This window comes from Pseudomonas allokribbensis (assembly GCF_014863605.1).
Lineage (GTDB): Bacteria > Pseudomonadota > Gammaproteobacteria > Pseudomonadales > Pseudomonadaceae > Aquipseudomonas > Aquipseudomonas allokribbensis.
The window spans coordinates 6,450,559-6,466,891 of record NZ_CP062252.1 but is presented as its reverse complement, the minus strand read 5'-3'; the positions used below and the strand labels follow the sequence as shown (position 1 = coordinate 6,466,891).

Annotated in this window: 11 protein-coding genes; 1 reads left to right on the top strand and 10 read right to left on the bottom strand. The window is 61.6% G+C overall.

Features of this window, described 5'->3' with window-relative positions; genetic code table 11:
• Window positions 1–163 precede the first annotated feature (163 nt).
• From IF199_RS29845 to IF199_RS29835, 3 genes are read right to left on the bottom strand one after another with little or no spacing between them, the layout of a single operon-like run.
• A complete protein-coding gene (locus tag IF199_RS29845) occupies window positions 164–835 on the bottom strand; it encodes a GNAT family N-acetyltransferase (protein WP_192559340.1) in 672 nt (223 codons plus the stop codon).
• 12 nt (window positions 836–847) lie between these two features.
• Complete coding sequence (locus IF199_RS29840; protein WP_011336633.1) at window positions 848–1,294, bottom strand: GNAT family N-acetyltransferase; 447 nt, start codon at window positions 1,292–1,294, stop codon at window positions 848–850.
• A gap of 10 nt (window positions 1,295–1,304) precedes the next feature.
• Window positions 1,305–1,928 (bottom strand): FMN-binding negative transcriptional regulator, encoded by a 624-nt coding sequence (locus IF199_RS29835; protein ID WP_192559339.1) that lies wholly within the window; start codon window positions 1,926–1,928, stop codon window positions 1,305–1,307.
• Between the two features lie 92 nt (window positions 1,929–2,020).
• Here IF199_RS29835 and pdxR point away from each other — a divergent pair, with 92 nt between their 5' ends.
• Window positions 2,021–3,574, top strand: coding sequence for a MocR-like pyridoxine biosynthesis transcription factor PdxR (pdxR, locus tag IF199_RS29830; protein ID WP_192559338.1), 1,554 nt, complete (start codon window positions 2,021–2,023; stop codon window positions 3,572–3,574).
• On the opposite strand, the gene IF199_RS29825 is transcribed toward pdxR, so the two are convergent.
• The 7 genes from IF199_RS29825 to IF199_RS29795 form a co-directional block, all read right to left on the bottom strand.
• Window positions 3,575–8,170 carry a dermonecrotic toxin domain-containing protein gene (locus IF199_RS29825; protein WP_192559337.1) on the bottom strand — a complete coding sequence of 1,532 codons (4,596 nt, stop codon included), beginning with the start codon at window positions 8,168–8,170 and terminating at the stop codon, window positions 3,575–3,577.
• Window positions 8,171–8,288: 118 nt separating this feature from the next.
• A complete protein-coding gene (locus IF199_RS29820; protein WP_096817142.1) occupies window positions 8,289–9,389 on the bottom strand; it encodes a polyamine ABC transporter substrate-binding protein in 1,101 nt (366 codons plus the stop codon).
• Window positions 9,386–10,411, bottom strand: a complete 1,026-nt coding sequence (locus tag IF199_RS29815; RefSeq protein WP_007954279.1) for a histone deacetylase family protein — start codon at window positions 10,409–10,411, stop codon at window positions 9,386–9,388. The genes IF199_RS29820 and IF199_RS29815 overlap by 4 nt, the downstream gene beginning before the upstream one ends.
• A 164-nt stretch (window positions 10,412–10,575) precedes the next feature.
• Window positions 10,576–12,465 carry an ankyrin repeat domain-containing protein gene (locus IF199_RS29810; RefSeq protein ID WP_192559336.1) on the bottom strand — a complete coding sequence of 630 codons (1,890 nt, stop codon included), beginning with the start codon at window positions 12,463–12,465 and terminating at the stop codon, window positions 10,576–10,578.
• 72 nt (window positions 12,466–12,537) lie between these two features.
• On the bottom strand, window positions 12,538–13,530 hold the full coding sequence (locus IF199_RS29805) for an AraC family transcriptional regulator (RefSeq protein ID WP_192559335.1): 993 nt from the start codon (window positions 13,528–13,530) through the stop codon (window positions 12,538–12,540).
• 87 nt (window positions 13,531–13,617) lie between these two features.
• Window positions 13,618–14,622 carry an asparaginase gene (locus IF199_RS29800; RefSeq protein ID WP_192559334.1) on the bottom strand — a complete coding sequence of 335 codons (1,005 nt, stop codon included), beginning with the start codon at window positions 14,620–14,622 and terminating at the stop codon, window positions 13,618–13,620.
• Between the two features lie 99 nt (window positions 14,623–14,721).
• Window positions 14,722–16,167 (bottom strand): alanine/glycine:cation symporter family protein, encoded by a 1,446-nt coding sequence (locus IF199_RS29795; RefSeq protein ID WP_102620659.1) that lies wholly within the window; start codon window positions 16,165–16,167, stop codon window positions 14,722–14,724.
• Window positions 16,168–16,333: the final 166 nt, after the last annotated feature.

The window sequence follows — 16,333 nt, the reverse complement described above, 5'->3', positions numbered from 1 at the left end:
GGGGTTTACAGAATGATGTCTGGGTTATGTGCATTCTTTTGCAGATATGTCTGCGGGTTGGATGCTTCATCTGCAATTCGTTGCAGATGAAGCAATAACAGACAGGAAACCCCTTCAACTGCCGCACTCGCCGTCGGGGGCTTCCTTCTTTGCGTTTACATACTCAGCCGCGGCACTCAACCAAGCCTTTCACCTGCCCCTCAGCCGTCTGATTCTCGTCGCTCAGCCAGCGCTCGAACCCGGCCGCAATCGCCGGCCATTCCGAGTCCAGGATCGAGTACCACGCGGTATCACGGTTCTGGCCCTTGACCACCATGTGCTGGCGGAACACACCTTCGAAGCTGAAACCCAACCGCTCGGCCGCGTATTTGGAGCGGGCGTTGCCGTTGTTGCATTTCCATTCGAGGCGACGGTAGCCGAGGGCGAAGGATTCCTTGGCCAGCAGGTAGACCGCTTCGGTGCTTTTCGGCGAGCGTTGCATCGGTGCGCCGAAGGTGACGTGGCCGATTTCGATGCGGCCCTGGGCCGGGACGATCGACATCAGGCTGAGGATGCCTTGTACCTGGCCGCTGGCGCGGTCGATGACGCTGAAGAAGTACGGGTCGCTGTGGGCAGCATGGTTGTTCAGCCAGTCATTGAAGGCACTGCGCTCCGGAAACGGGCCGTAGGGCAAATAGTCCCAGAGTTTCGGGTCGGCGCCCGGGCCTTGCAGGGCGTTGAACAGGTCGTCGCCGTGGCGCGCCGGGTCGAGTTTTTCCAGGCGGATGAAGCGGCCTTCGATCAGGGTGGTGGAGGGCGGCGGCACGCCTTTCCAGTCGGCGAGAGAAATCGTCATGCGCGTGGCTCCTTAAATGGCTTTGCGAAACTGGATGAAACCCGGACGCTCGGCGATGCGCTCGTAGAGCTGGATCGCGGTGGCGTTGGTTTCGTGGGTCAGCCAGTGCACCTTGCAGCAACCGTCGGCCTTGGCGGTGGCGTAGACGTGTTCGATCAGCAGACGACCGACGCCGGTGCCACGGGTTTGCGGCTCCACCAGCAGGTCTTGCAGGTAGCAGGAGTTTTCGATGCTCCAGTTCGAACGATGGTAGATGAAATGAACCATGCCCACCGCTTTGCCGTCGGCCCAGGCGAGCGCGGCGTGGGTCGGTTCGTTCGGGTCGAGAAAACGCTGCCAGGTGCTTTGGCTGACGGCGTCCGGCAACTCGGTGTTGTAGAAGCGCAGGTAGGCCTGCCACAGCGGCAGCCAGGCCGCGTGATCGGCGGCGCTGACCGGACGGATGTCGATCTGACTCATGGTGATTTCCTTAACGCATCAAGTGAGCGAGGGTTTGATCGTTGAAGTCGGGGCTGGCGGCCAGGCCTTCGCGCACGCCGGCGATGTCTTCGGGACTGCGGTTCTGGCTGAGCTTGCGCTTGCCTTCGAGACGGTCGATCGGAATGGCAAACCCGACGATGGCCTTGAGCATGCCGTCGATGTAATCGGCCGGTGCATCGTCGACCGACCAGGGCTGGGCGCGGCCGGCCTCATGGCGATTGGTGAGGGTGCTGACGATGTCCAGCAGACGACCGCCATCGCTGAAGGTTTCGGCGTGACCGTAGGCGTGCACGGCAACGTAGTTCCAGGTCGGCACGACTTTGCCGTGCTCGGCCTTGCTCGGATAAAAGCCCGGGCTTACATAGGCATCGGCACCGGGAAAAATCAGCATGGCCTCGGCGCCGTCGCGCAGGTCTTTCCACTGTGGATTGGCCTTGGCCAGATGCCCGTACAGCGTGCCGTTCGGGCCTTGTTCACGATGCAGCAGCACTGGCACATGGCTGGCCTGCAAGCCCTGTTCGCCGTGAGTCACCAGAATGGCGAGGCGGGTGGCGAGGATCAGTTCGTGCAGTTGGGACAAGTCGTCGATGGCAAAGGCGCGGGGCGTGTACATGGAGAAATTTTCCTTGGCGAATGCCTGCATCGTAGGCAGGCTATTGGTCTGTTGTAAGAGCCATTGATGACCAATTTCATAGGTCCATTGCCATGCCCGATTCGACCACGCTGTCGCTGCCGTTCAACCCTGCCGGCATTGAGCTCGACCGCCGCAAAGGCCTGAGCCGTCAGCTCTATCAGGCCTTGCGCCTGCGGGTGCTCGACGGGCGCCTGGCCAGCGGCACACGCCTGCCGGCCAGTCGCGATCTGGCGGCGGCATTGACGATTTCCCGCAACAGTGTGGTGCGCGCCTACGATCAGCTGTATGCCGAAGGTTTCATCGAAGGGCGGGTCGGGGACGGTACTTATGTGGCGCAGTTGCCCCAATCGGCGACACCGACGAAAAAACTATCCACAAAAGTATCCACAGGGTTTTCAACAGGCTTACCCACAGCCTTATCCACAAAATCGGTCGATTCCACTGGGGATTTATCCAGCAAAGTTATCCACAGCGGTGCGATGCAGCGGCTTGAACAGAACCATTTGCCTACGCCGCCGAGTGGTCCGCCACGGGCTTTCAGGGTGGGTGTTCCGGCGTTCGATCTGTTCCCGTTCGACGTCTGGGCCAAGCTGAATGCGGCGTTCTGGCGTAAACCCGATTTGCAGCAACTGTGTTACGGCGACCCGGCGGGCGATGCGCGGTTGCGTGGACTGATCGCTGCCTATTTGCGCAGTTCGCGCGGCATGCAGTGCTCGGCTGAGCAAATTGTGATCACCAGTGGCGCACAGCAAGGAATCAGCCTTTGTGCACAGTTGCTGGTGGAGCCAGGCGCCGGGGTCGGCATCGAGAATCCCGGCTACCGCGCAGCGGGTCATGCGTTCGCATTGGCCGGTGGTCGATTGCACGGCATTGCGGTGGATGAGGAGGGCATCGATTGCGCAGCGTTGGCCGCCGCCGAAGATTGCCGTGTGGCTTATGTCACGCCGTCTCATCAATACCCGACAGGGGTGGTGATGAGCCTGGCGCGACGCCTGGAATTGCTGGCCTGGGCCGAGCGCACCGGGGGTTGGATCGTCGAGGACGATTACGACGGCGAGTATCGCTACACCGGCGCCCCCTTGGCTCCGCTGGCTGCGCTCGACCGCCAGGGTCGTGTCTTGTACGTCGGCACCTTCGGCAAAGTCGCGTTCCCGGCGCTGCGCCTGGGTTATCTGGTGTTGCCGCCGGGGTTGGTGGAGGCCTTTGCACAGCGGCGCGCGGTGGATGTCCGGCATTCCGAGGTGAGCACCCAGGCGGTGATGGCCGAGTTCATGGCGGCCGGGCACTTTCAGCGGCACATCCGGCGGATGCGCCGTGCTGCACTCAGCCGGCGCAATGCGCTCATCAATGGTTGGCCCCAGGGTTTGGCGGGTGTCGGCGAACTGCCGGCCGTGTCCGCCGGACTTCATTTGACGGTGGCGGTCGACAGCGTGGCCCGCGAACAGCAATTGATCGAACAGGCCGCCAGCGTCGGGGTGGAAGTCCATGGCTTGAGCAAGTACTGGCTGCCGGACTCGACGACGCCGATCGATCGGCGCGCCGGTCTGGTGCTGGGTTTTGCGGCGGTGCCGGAGCCGGCGATCGAGTCGGCTCTGGCCCGCTTGCGCGAAGTCTGGCGCAGTTAATCATCTTTCGGTCGAGCGTCGGCCTGTGGTGAGGAACAGGTCGCGCACCTGCGGATCGACGATACGCCGCAGCGCATTGTCGACGGCGTCGAAGGTGTCCAGTGTCTGGCGGGTTTTGTCATCCAGCGTTTGCAGATACGCATCGGCGAATTTCAGATGGGCAATGGTGTACAGCTCATCCGCATCCCCGAGCTGGTCGTAATGAAAGTGCGCGACCCATAGCGGTTTGTTTGCGTTGGCCTTGTCGAGAATCCGGTACTCCTGAAAGTAGTCCCCGCGATGCCGGGTACGAATGCGTCCGCGTGGGTCCTTGATCACGTTGACCTGCCCGTTGTCGTGCAGCCAGTGGAAATAGGTTTCCCGAGGTTTGCGTTGTTTAAGCATGGTCGCGTAGGTCGCAATGCCGTCGGCGTGGGTGCGGGTTGCGCCTTCGCGCAGGTTCGGGATGAGGGAGGCAATGGGCCAAGGATCCTTCCTGGCATTTTTTCTTCGGGTGATCGCGCTGTCGACGTCGATGGCCATTTGTTTGAGGCGTTCGACTTGCTGTTCGAACATGTCGCGGATGTCAGCGGGAATACGCCCCGGTCGCTTGGCGTCCTCGCGGGTTTTCCTGTTGAAGCTCTCGATGTTCGCTTCAAGCGCCATTGCCGCTGAAACAATATCCTCGTCATCGGCGGGCGCCGTCGGTTCGGGTCTTTGCGCGGTGAGTTTGACGAACGATGTCTCGGCCTCCGACTCGCCGCTCTGGGCCATGGGGGCTGACTCACCTGTTTCGGGGCGTGGACGACTTTTGCTCACCTTCACTTTCGGCTGCGACGTTGAAGGCTGCGGCCGGGACTTGACGGGGGCGGGTCGTTCTTCCGGTTCGGGCAATTCTGTGGTCAGGCGTTCGCGGGCCACTTCATGAAACTCGCCGATCAGCTCGCGAACCCTGTCGAGCCTGGCCTGGACGAACTGGCCGGGATGGGCCGCAGGCAATTGCTCCACGCGTTCACCGAGGCTGGCGAAGAGATCGTTCCACTGCGATAAACGTTCGATCCGCGCCAGCTGTCCATCTGCAATCACCGCGGTTTTACTCAGCAGGATCAGCTCATGACTGGCATCGGCAGCCGTGGCCGTGATGATCCCGATCGCGGCGCGGGCGGCGTTCATGGCGGCTCCCGGCTTCTCCTCCACACAGCGCTCGTAGGACATGCCGATTTCATTGGCCTTGAGATCGAGTGTGTTGAAGTCTGGCAGCAGCAATTCCAGCCTCGTGGCCACTTCTCTGGCCTTGGCCGAATGGCTGTTCAATATCTGGAGCGAGCGATCCAGGGTTTGCAGGGTGGTGATCATTTCGTCGCTCAACGCGGTGGCGACGGTGGCGATTTCGATCTGTTGCTTGCGTGGTACCAGTGTGTGTTGGTTCGCGCTGTCGACAAAGATCTGTGTGGTCTTGGCGTACATCCGCATTTTCACCCGCAGCCACGAGCCGAAACAGCGGTGCTGACCCAGGGTCAGGCTCATCAGTCTGGCCTGGTGTACCGAGCCACCGCCACCCGCCAGACGCCAGTTTTCGAGTTGGTCCAGCGCCTGGGTGTACTCATTGCCCAGCTTCGTGGCCCTGCCCAGATAGACGGATGCGGAGTGCTCGAAGCCGGCTTCGCTGGTGTCCCGTGGAAGGGCCACCAGCGCTCGCAGCAGTTGTGTTTTCGCCTCTGTTTCGTGTGCTTCAAATTGCTCCAGCTCAGTCCAGGCAGCCTCCATTGACTGCTTTTTGGAGCGGCGGAACGCCTCGATCCGGCTTTTCGGCATGCCGCCGCGCAAGCGCAGTTTCGGGTCCCAGTGCCATTGCCCGGCAGTCTCGTCGTATGTCAGCGCCATGCCGATACGCAGTGGATCGGCCGGATCGACGATATGCACCGGCTCGTCTGCCCGGGCGATCACCTGGAACCAGCGCGTACCGACCCGGGCGCAGGTCTTGCCGTCGAGGGTGTACAGGTGAGTGACTGGTGAGGCCTGTTTCCCGCTCAAGTCAGGTGTGGCGATCTTGAAGCGGTCGAGCATCGCGATGAAGCGTGCGCTGGTGTCGGGTCGCAGCAGTGTCCCTTGCTCGAGTTGGGTGAGATGCGCGGCAGGCACCTCGCCAGTGATGGCAACCGGGTCGAGCGTGACTGACGGTGTGACTTCTGGTGCGGACTCCTCTTTCTCCGGCGACAGTCGGGCCGTTTCGCGGGATTCCTTCTGGTGCGGCAGCCACGAGCGGTTGCGTCGCGCCACGACGCGTTGGGTCAGGATGATGCCGAGCGTCAGCAGAACATCGGCGGTGGATTGCCAGGCCACGAGGGTGTCGTCGTGTTCATTGGCATCAATCGCCTGCTGGATCTGCGTGATGGTTTGCCAGACCCAGACGGCGGTACCCGCCGCGCCGCTCATGAAGTTCGCAGCAACGCTGAACATCGCCCAGCCGCTGTCCGCCAGAAGCGCCCAGCGTCGTTCGCTGTTGGACTGCGACTGGCGGTTCGCAAGTTCGACCAGCGCCTGACTGTTGGCGGTGTACAGCGAGGCAAGGATGTCGCCGCCGAGGGGGGCGTTTTCCAGTGCGATCGGGCCTGTCAGATCCAGGTGCATGAACGGTTCGGTGGCCAATTGAGTGACGATCCACGGCGAGGGCAGGCCGACCGGGAAGGCGTACTGCGAGTACTCGAAACTCAGTGCTGCACTGCCCAGCCAGGCCAATACCGAATTGCGCAGTTCGCCATCCTGATACAGCGCGTACATCAGGTTTTGCAGAGAGGCGAACTGCATCAACGGGGTGTCCAGCAGCGGCCGGTACAACAGGCAAGGACCCTGGGTATGGTCTCGCGGACAGATGATGAACATGTTGGCGACAACGTCCGAACGCCGGCTCAAGCGGCGGCGAGGGACGAATGCCAACGGACGGATCGTCACCGAGTGTTCGGCTGTTGGAAGTTTGCGGGTGATGGCATCCATCAATTGGCAGACGTAGTCATAACCCCGCTGATCGACGTCGCCCTGGTGCTTGAGCTTGCATTCCAGTGCAAGCATCGGCAGGAGTGTCGGCAGCTGGCGCATGTAGCGGGTCTTTTGCTCGGCCGCCCGGATCGGGTCATCAATCAGTGCGCGTTTGATCAGTTGCGGGTAATGACCGCCGATGTCGACCTTTTCCGCGATTGTGGTGAGAAAGTCCACAGTCAGCCAGGCAGGTACGGCTCGGTCATTATCGAAGGCGATCGTGGCTTGGTAGGGCGGGGCGTTTTGCAGGGCGAACTCACCCAGGGTCTCGTGTATTCGGTCAAATGGATTGGGCAGGGTGAAGCCACCGGTTTCGAGGCTGTTGGTCACACTGATCCGCAGGTGTTCCAGAGGCAGTTCGGCGGCGCCCTCGGCGCTTTTGTCGGCGATGATTGCTTCGCACATGCGGCGTTCGGCGTAGGGCTTGATCAGGGGAATGTCGTCATCTCTGAAAACACCCTTCTCGACGTCGTCACGCAAGGTGCCGAGCTCGGCAATGTAGCGACTGTAGTCCTGCAGATCATGGAGGGAGCCGGCTTGCAGCCAATCGGGAATGGCCTCTTCCAACTGGTCGAGCCGGGCTCGTTCGAGCGGATTGAAACGACCGCGGCTCTGTCTTGCGGGGGAGGCCTGGGCACTGATCGACTGGTTGGCGGGGTCCAGTGCCGCGATCGCACCGAGCTGATTGCTGATCAGCGCCTGTGCAACGGCGTCGAAGATATGCCCTTCGGGTTCGATCAGGCGCCATTTCAGGGAGCGCCCGGACAGCTCGGGATCGAGTCGCTGTGGCAATGTTTCGCCCAGCGCGACCAGCGACTCGAAGGACTCATAGCCATCGGCAACGGTGTACATCAGGATCCGTTGCCGCTGTTTGACGGTGGCAGTCAGCACCAGTGCGCCGGCAATGAGCAGGTGCGTGCTGTCCTTGCCGTCAACCAGGTCGATGTCCATCAGGCAGGCTTTCAGCCCGCTGAAATCGCTGTTCACTGTCGAGCGTTCTGCCCGATCCGGATGCTGAGCGACAAATCGCGCCAGTGCGCACTCGTCTACATCCCAGCCACTGGCCGTCTGCACATTCGCGGCCGAACACAACAGGTCGGACAGCTCTTGCCAGCGCGGCTGGGTGCCGGCGGACTCATTCCAGTAATCGAGTTGGCGCTGCTGGTATTCGAGGAACAGAAACGGTGCAAGGTCGTTCACCAGCGAGGTGACGTCGTCCATGCTCACCGGCAGGAGGATGGGCGGAGTGGCGTCGGGTGTGCGGGTCAGGAAGTGCTCGCCTTCGATGTAATCGGCCGTGGTTCTGTTAAAGCAGTGCTGGATAAAGGCATGGGTCAGGGATTCGAAGGCAAAGACCCCGGTGGCGTTCTGTGTGGCATCGGTTTCGCGCAGAGGCGTCGCGAGCATCGTGCGATCCGGATCGATGTGTTGGTCGGGATGGCTTTTCATCAGTGCTTCGCGCAACAGCGCCGAGGCGACTTGATGCAGCGAGTAGCCCCGGCCGGTCAGTTCGACCAGCCGGCTCTGTTTCAGCAAGGGAGGGGAAACGCTGGGCGTAGTGGCGGCGGCAGGTTCAGTCATGGTCGTGTCCATGGGGGAAAACCGGCACATTAAAATTCCGGCCACGGCACGCGGCGGTACATAGATCTTGCAGGCAAAAAAAGACCCGCGGAGGCGGGTCTTGGTGGGGCGGAACGTTTCAGGTGCCGGACTTGATCTTGGTCCACGCCCGGGTGCGTGCCCGTTCTGCATCACGCGGCAACGGTTGCAGGGTGTACAGCGTATTCATCGCCGCATCCGTCGGGTACAGGTTGGGGTTGTTGCGGATTGCCGGATCGACATGTTCGGTGGCGTCCTTGTTCGGGTTCGGGTAACCGACAAAGTCGCTGACCGGCGCGATCACCTGCGGTTGCAGCAGGTAGTTGATGAAGGTGTAGGCGTCCTGCGGGTTCTTCGCTCCTTTCGGGATGGCGAGCATGTCGAACCAGATCGGCGCACCTTCCTTCGGCAGGCGCATGTCGACCACCACGCCGTTCTTCGCCTCTTTGGCGCGGTTGGCGGCTTGCGAGAAGCTGCCCGAATAACCGACCGCGACGCAGATGTCACCGTTGGCGATATCGGCCATGTATTTGGACGAATGGAAGTAGGTCACGTACGGACGAATCTTCATCAGCAAGGCTTCGGCCTTGGCGTAATCCGCCGGGTTCTTGCTGTTGGGGTCGAGGCCGAGGTGTTGCAGGGCCAGCGGCAGGATCTCCGATGGCGAGTCGAGCAGGGCGACGCCGCACTGCTTGAGCTTGCTGATGTTCTCCTCCTTGAAGATCAGGTCCCAGCTGTCCACCGGCGCGTTGTCACCCAGTGCAGCCTTGACCTTGGCCGGGTTGAAGCCGATCAGGATGGTGCCGTACATGTAAGGCACGGCGAACTTGTTGCCCGGGTCGTTGGCCTCGATCAGCTTCATCAGTTTCGGATCGAGGTGGTTCCAGTTCGGCAACTGGCTGCGATCCAGCGGCTGGAACACCCCGGCCTCGATCTGCTTGGCCAGGAACACGTTGGACGGCACCACCACGTCATAGCCGGAGTTGCCGGTCAGCAACTTGGCCTCCAGTGCTTCGTTGGTGTCGAAGATGTCGTAGACCAGTTTGGTCTGACTGTTCTGCGCCTTGAAATCTTCCAGTGCCTTGGGGGTGATGTAGTCGAACCAGTTGTAGACGCGCAGGGTGCGTTCTTCGGCGTGCGCGGCGCCGCTCAGCAGTGCCGCACAAAGCGCGGGCGCGATGAAGTGCTTGAGTCTGTTCATTGTTCGAAACCTTCGAGCACGTTCACCGCGTTGATGCCGATTTCTTCCACCGCGTAGCCACCCTCCATGACGAACAGGGTCGGTTTGCCGAGAGCGGCGATGCGCTTGCCCATGGCCAGGTAGTCCGGGCTGTCGAGCTTGAACTGCGAGATCGGATCGTCTTTGAAGGTGTCGACGCCCAGCGACACGACGATGATGTCGGCGCCGTAGTTGTCGATCTCCTGGCAGGCCTGATCCAGCGCCGCACTCCAGACATCCCAGCCGGAACCCGCCGGCAGCGGATAGTTGAAGTTGAAGCCTTCGCCGGCCCCTTCGCCGCGTTCATCTTCATAACCGAGGAAGAACGGGAATTCCGCTTCCGGGTGGCCGTGGATCGAGGTGAAAAGCACATCGCTGCGCTCGTAGAAAATCGATTGGGTGCCGTTGCCGTGGTGGTAGTCGACGTCGAGGATCGCGACCTTCTTGTGGCCCTGATCGAGGAACGCTTGCGCCGCGATGGCGGCGTTGTTGAGGTAGCAATAACCCCCCATCAAATCGCCGGCAGCGTGGTGTCCCGGTGGACGGCACAGAGCGAAGGCTCCGCGCGCACCGCGCTGGATTTCCGCTTGTGCGGTCAGCGCCACTTGCGCTGCGCTGTACGCGGCTTGCCAGGTGCCGGCGGTGATCGGCGCGCCGCCGTCGAAGCTGTAATAACCGAGCTGGCCGTGCAGGCTGGTCGGCTTGACCTGACGCAAGGTGCGCGCCGGCCAGGTGTAGGGCAGCAAGTCGCCGTCGGTGTTGAATTCGGTCCAGCGCGCCCAGGCGCCTTTGAAGAAGTCGAGGTAGTCGCGGCTGTGGATGCGCTCGATCGGCCCGAGGCCGAAATCCTTCGGTGCCTCGACCGGGCCGAGGTTTTGGTTTTTCACCCGCTGCAACACGTGGTCGGCGCGCGACGGCATCTCGAAGCAAGGCTTGAGTTGCCCGTCGATCAATTCGCAGCGGCCGTGGTGCAGGTGGTGATCGTCAGAGTAGATCGTCAGCATTTGTTGTTCTCCGCAGGGCTGATTCGGTTGACCCCAGTGTTGCGGCGCGGGGCGAATCGGAGAACGTCAGGAGCGGCCAAAAGGGGATCGATATGGCCAAAAGAACTGACCGAAATTCGCCCCTTGGACGAATAAAGCGCCCCAGGAAGGGGCGCCGTTCGGATTCAGAGGCGAGTCGCGGTTTTGCCAATGGCGGCTTGATGGCGATCAAGTACCTCAAGCCAATCCGGACGCTGTCGTTGTTCCAGCATCTTGCGCAATGCGCTGTAGGCATCGTCTGTACAGGGCTCACCCAGCGTTGGGTCGGCCCCTTTTTCCAGCATCAGCGTGAACAGCTCAAGGACCTGCTGGTGGTCGATCTCTCGATCCATGTCGCCTCTGGGGGCCTGGCTGGCGAGGAGGTACAGAACCGAATCCAGGCGGTCTCGTTCATGGCAACGTCCGGCAGGGTAGACAAAATTCAGCTGCGCACCGGCTTCAACCAGACGTTTTGCTGCCGAATAGTTGTTGCGGTAGATCGCTTCGTACAACGCGGTTCTCTGTTCTTTGCTTTGTCGGCGATCGAGGTTCTGCGGATGCTTGAACAGCCAGTTGAACAGCTCGTCATCTTTACGCGATGTACGTTGCATCAGCAGGGTCTCACCCCGCGCATCGGGCTCGTCGATGGCGGCGCCGGCATTGAGCAGAAACTCGGTTCGCTGGCCCTGTTGCGGATCCTTGTCGGCTTTGAGGTCTTTGTTTAATGCTTGCATCACCAGCGGTTCGCTGCCGTTGATGCCGCTGGTTTCAGCCCCCCGGTCGAGCAGCAGGCGGGCGATGGCGAAGTTCGGTGCATCCAGTGCGTGCAACAAGGCACTTCGGCCGTCCTCGCCCAGGGTCTTGGCCTGGAGGCCACTGTCGAGCAACTGCCGTACACGCGGCTCGTCCTGCTGGTCCACGGCCTCGATCAATGGCCATTGTGCCTGGCAGGCCTGAGGTTCGGCCTGGGCTAGTCCCAGCCTCTGAACCACGCGCTCCGGAACGCTCAGATTTCGCTGCAGGCGCAGACCGCAGTAAATCCGGTAATACTCCTGCGCCAATGCGTACTGGGTCGTGTAGGCGGGTGCTTTTTCATAGCTTTTCCAGGCCTGATCCGCGAGGTTGAGATAGACCGGAATGCGTTGTGGTGCGCGACGTGCTACTTCCAGCAGCCATTGCCGGGAACCTTCGTCTGGCGCCAGTTCACTTTTCCAGTAAGCAATGTCGTTGAGCTGGCCGGGGAAGTCTTTCTGATCGGCACCGATTCGGCGGAAGTCCTGGTTCAAAAACAGCTCATCGACTTTCTTCAGTCCAGGGCCTTTGTCGCTGGCCTTGCTCAGTTGCTGGTGCAGCTCCCACAGTTGCAGGGCGCCGTCGCCAGCCTGGTAGGGCTGTGGATCAACTTCGATACTCAGAGGGGCGTCGGGTACGCTGTAACGCATGGCGTCCCGGGCACCTTCGATACCTTTGAGCCAGGTGTCGAGCACGGTTGCAGAGGTTTCCTGCAGCGGCTGGAACGACAGCAGGTGATCGTTGCGCACCCGCCCCAACGCCATCAACGGCTCACCGGGCTTGCGCCAGTCGATCAGCAGGTAGCGCTTGGTTTCCCAGCCACTGGTTTTGACACAGTCGAAACTCAGGGTATCGACCACGATACCCGGCGCGATGTCGGTGCGCATGGCCGACGAGCTCAGATTCATGTACTGAAACTCGGTGATGCAGCTGTGAAACTCGTCGGCGGTGAGCAATGGGATCGGTCCCAGTTTGTGCACACGTTCGCGGTAGTTCTCATCGCTGTAAACGTTCAGGTAGAACAGACCGCGAAAGCTGCTGAGCAAGCCTGTCAGAGGTTTCGCAACTCCGGGCGTTTCAGCCGCGGCGGGGATCGGAATGATGGTTTTGCCATATTCGGGTGCGTCAACCACCGAGTGCGGCGGGAGCCCCCACCAGTTCAGTTCGATGGCCTGCGCGGCCAATGGCAGGTTGAGCAGTGCAGCGAGCAAGGCAAGGCGTGAATAGCGACGGAAAAGAAGCATCAAGCAAAAACACCGGCAATGGGGGCGGGCCGCGTAATGTAGTGCAGTCAGTGGCGCGATGCCTGATTTATCTCAAGCGCGGAACTGACTCGGCGCCACGCCGCTCCAGCGCACGAACGCATGGCGGAAGCTCGCGGTCTCGCTGAAGCCGAGGGTTTCGGCAATGCGGTAGATCGGCAACTGATCCTCGCAAAGCATCTGTTTGGCCCGTTCGAAACGCAGTTCGTCGAGCAGTTCCTGATAGCTGCAGCCCATGTCCTTCAGATGCCGGCGCAAGGTGCGCGGCGAGCAGTTCATCTGTTGCGCCAGACCTTCCAGCCCAGGTGCTGCGTTGAGTTGTGCGGTCAGCAACTGGCGGATCCGCCCGAGCCACGCCTGCCTGCCAGTGAACTCGATGTTCTGCTTGCGGCAGCGTTCGGCCATGGCCTGGTGGGTGATGATGTCGGCCAGCGGCAGCGGCTGATCGAGCCAGCGCCGGTCAAAGGCAAAGGCGTTGTCCTTGGCACCGAAGTGCAGGGGCGCGTTGAAGTGTTCGGCGTAGCTGTCGCGGTAATCCGGCGCGGCGTGTTCGAAGCGGGTGGCGAGTAGTGGCAGTGGATGGCCGAGCAGGTCATCGCAGATGACTTTCAGCGACACCAGACAGAACTCAGCGTTGAACACCGCCATCCCCGGGCTTTCGCGGTAATCGGCAGCGACGAACCAGATGCGTTCGCCGTCGTCCTCCAGACTCAGCTCGAAAAGTGTTCCCAGCAGCGCCGGATAACGGATCGCCAGGCGCAAAGCGTCACCGAAGGTGGCACAGGTCAGCAGCGCGTAACCGAGGATGCCGTAGCAGGAAACGTGCATGCGCCGGCCCAGTTCCAGGCCGATGTCGTGCTTGAGCGCGACTGCGTTGGCGCAGACCTGCATCTCCTGATTGGTGGTGATGCGGGTGTCGGCCCGGCTCAGGTCCGCCGCGCTGATGCCGCTGCCGGCGAGCAGCGCTTCACTGGACAAGCCTTCGGTCTTGAACGTGTTGAGGATCAACGAGACTGCATTGAGTGTGGTGAGGTGGGAGTGGAGCATAAGATCTTCCAGCCTTGGGATGCTGGAAACGGCAGCAAGTTGCATGCCGGGCTGTGGGAGCAGAGGGGCTCCCACAGCTTGTTGCGATCAGATGAGTTCGCCGCACAGGTCGAGTTCGACCAGACGCCGCACTTCGGCCGTTTCAAGGCCTGCACCCAGCAAAGCATTCAACTTGCCGAACGCCGCCTCACGGGTCATGCCGCCACCGGACAACACGCCAGCGCCACGCAAGCGGCTGCCCGCTTCGTAGATATCCAGTTCCACACCACCTTCATGGCACTGCGTGACCGCAACCACGACGACACCTTTATCCCGCGCACGGCCGAGGCTGGCAAGGAACTCTGGATTGTCGCTCGGCCCGGTGCCGCTGCCGTAGCACTCCAGCACCAGACCCTGAATGCCGCTGTCGAGCAGGCCGTCGATGATCTCGGCGCCGATGCCCGGGAACAGCGGCAATACGGCAACCCTGGCCAGTTGCTTGGGCTGGTTGTAGTTCAGCGCGGCTGGCAGCGAGGTGGCTTTCACGCCGCCGCCCTGACGTTCCAGACGTTTGAACGGATGACGGCCGAAGCTGCGCACTTTCGCGCAACGGGTCGGGGCCAGCAGCTCGCCGTGGAAATACAGATGCACACCCGGCGCCAGGCCGTGGCCGAGGGCGACCAGCGCGCCGCTGAGGTTTTCCCAGGCGTCGCTGTCGGTGACGCCGGCCGGCAGCATCGAACCGGTGAAGCACACGCGGGCATGCAGGCCGAGCAACTGGAAGCTCATGGCGGCGGCGCTGTAGGCCAGGGTGTCGGTACCGTGCAGGATCAGCACGCTGTCGCAGCCTTGCACATCGACGGCGTCGACGACGGCTTCACGCAGTTGCTGCCAGTAGGTCGGGGTCATGTTGGCGCTGTCGATCAGCGGCGACATCTCGCGAAAGCGCCACTGCGGCACCACCAGCTCAGGCTGACTGTGCAGGTAATCGCGCATCCGCGCTTCGAAACCGGAAGCCGGGGCCAGGCCGTTCGCGCTGGCCTGCATGCCGATGGTGCCACCGGTGTATAGCACCATGACGTGCTGGGCGGCAGGGTAGGTCGAGGAATTCATGGGGAGTTCTCCTGAACGAAGACAGCATGCGGTCGAGCATGACGCCGACCGCCGCTTGTGTCACGCCGGGCGCAAGACCTGCGCCCGGTTTTTACCCGATCAGCGTTGCGCTGCGGGGATGCCTTGCGGCTGAGCGTCAGCCTTGGCAGCAACCGACGGGCTGGTCGGCCAGGCCTTCAGGTCCAGGTCCAGATCGGTAAATTTGCTGGAGTCGAACACTGGCTGGCTGACGCCGGCGCGGCGCTGCTCGTCGTAGTCACGCATCACGCGCATGCCGACCTTGAACAGCATGGCCAGGGCTATCAGGTTGACGAAGGCCAGGCAGGTCATGGTGATGTCGGCGAAGGCGAACACGGTCGACAGATCCTGCATCGAACCCCAGACCACCAGCGCCAGCACCAGGCCGCGGAAAGTCATCAGCGCAGCGCGGTTGCGGGTGAGGAACTGCAGGCTGTTCTCGCCCAGGTAGTAGTTGTAGAGGATGCAAGTGAAGACGAACAGCGACAGCGCGACGCTGACGAACATGCGACCCCAGTCACCGACCACGGCGGCCAGCGAGTTCTGGGTCAGGACGATGCCGTCACCTTCGAAGCCCGGGGTGTAGAAGCCCGACAGCAGGATCAGCAGCGCGGTGCAGGTGCAGATCACGAAGGTGTCGAGGAACACACTGAAAGCCTGAACCACGCCCTGAGCGCCCGGGTGCTTCACGGCGGCCACGGCGGCGACGTTCGGCGCACTGCCCAGGCCCGCTTCGTTGGCGAATACGCCACGTTTCACGCCCATGACAATCGCGCTGCCGAGCAGGCCGCCGAAGGCCGGGTCGAGACCGAAGGCGCTCTTGAAGATGGTTTCCAGCATGGCTGGCACGTGTTCGATCTGGGTGCCGATCACGTACAGGGTCACGCCGATATAGGCCAGGGTCTTGATCGGTACCAGCAGGTCGGACACCGAAGCGATGCGCTTGATGCCGCCGATGAAGGTGATGGCCAGCAGCACTGCCAGGACGATACCGGTGTGTTGCGGGTCGAACGCAAAGGCGTTTTGCAGCGAGTGGGTCACGGTGTAGGACTGCAGGCCAATGAAGGCGAAGCCGTAGGTGACCAGCAACAGGATCGAGAACACCACCGCCATGCCTTTGAGCTTCAGGCCGTGCTGGATGTAGTAGGCCGGGCCACCACGGTACAGACCGTCGCCATCGGCGCGCTTGTAGACCTGGGCCAGGGTACATTCGAAGAAGCTGCTGGACATTCCGACCAGTGCGGTCACCCACATCCAGAACACCGCACCCGGACCACCAAGGGTCACGGCGATGCCGACACCGGCGATGTTGCCTGCACCGACGCGGCCGGCGAGGCTGAGCATCAGGGCCTGGAACGAGCTGAGTTGCCCGGCGCTGCCTTTGAGGCTGTCGCGGAACACCGCGAACATGTGGAAGAAGTGACGCAATTGAACGAAACGCGAGCGAATCGTGAAGTAGCTACCGAGCCCGACAATGAGCACGATCAGTACTTTCCCTGAGAGGAAGTCGTTGATGACTTCGAGCATGGATTTTTCCTCGCTGTTTTTTGTGTAAGCAAATACTGGATGGTCGGAAACATCGCGTTACACCGGTGTGCGTTCGGCACGACAGGCGAGGCGAGGGTTTCGTCCCGGTTCCATTTCGCGGGTTTGTTATTAGTTCGGGTTTCGCATGGGTTATGGCCTCGTTACC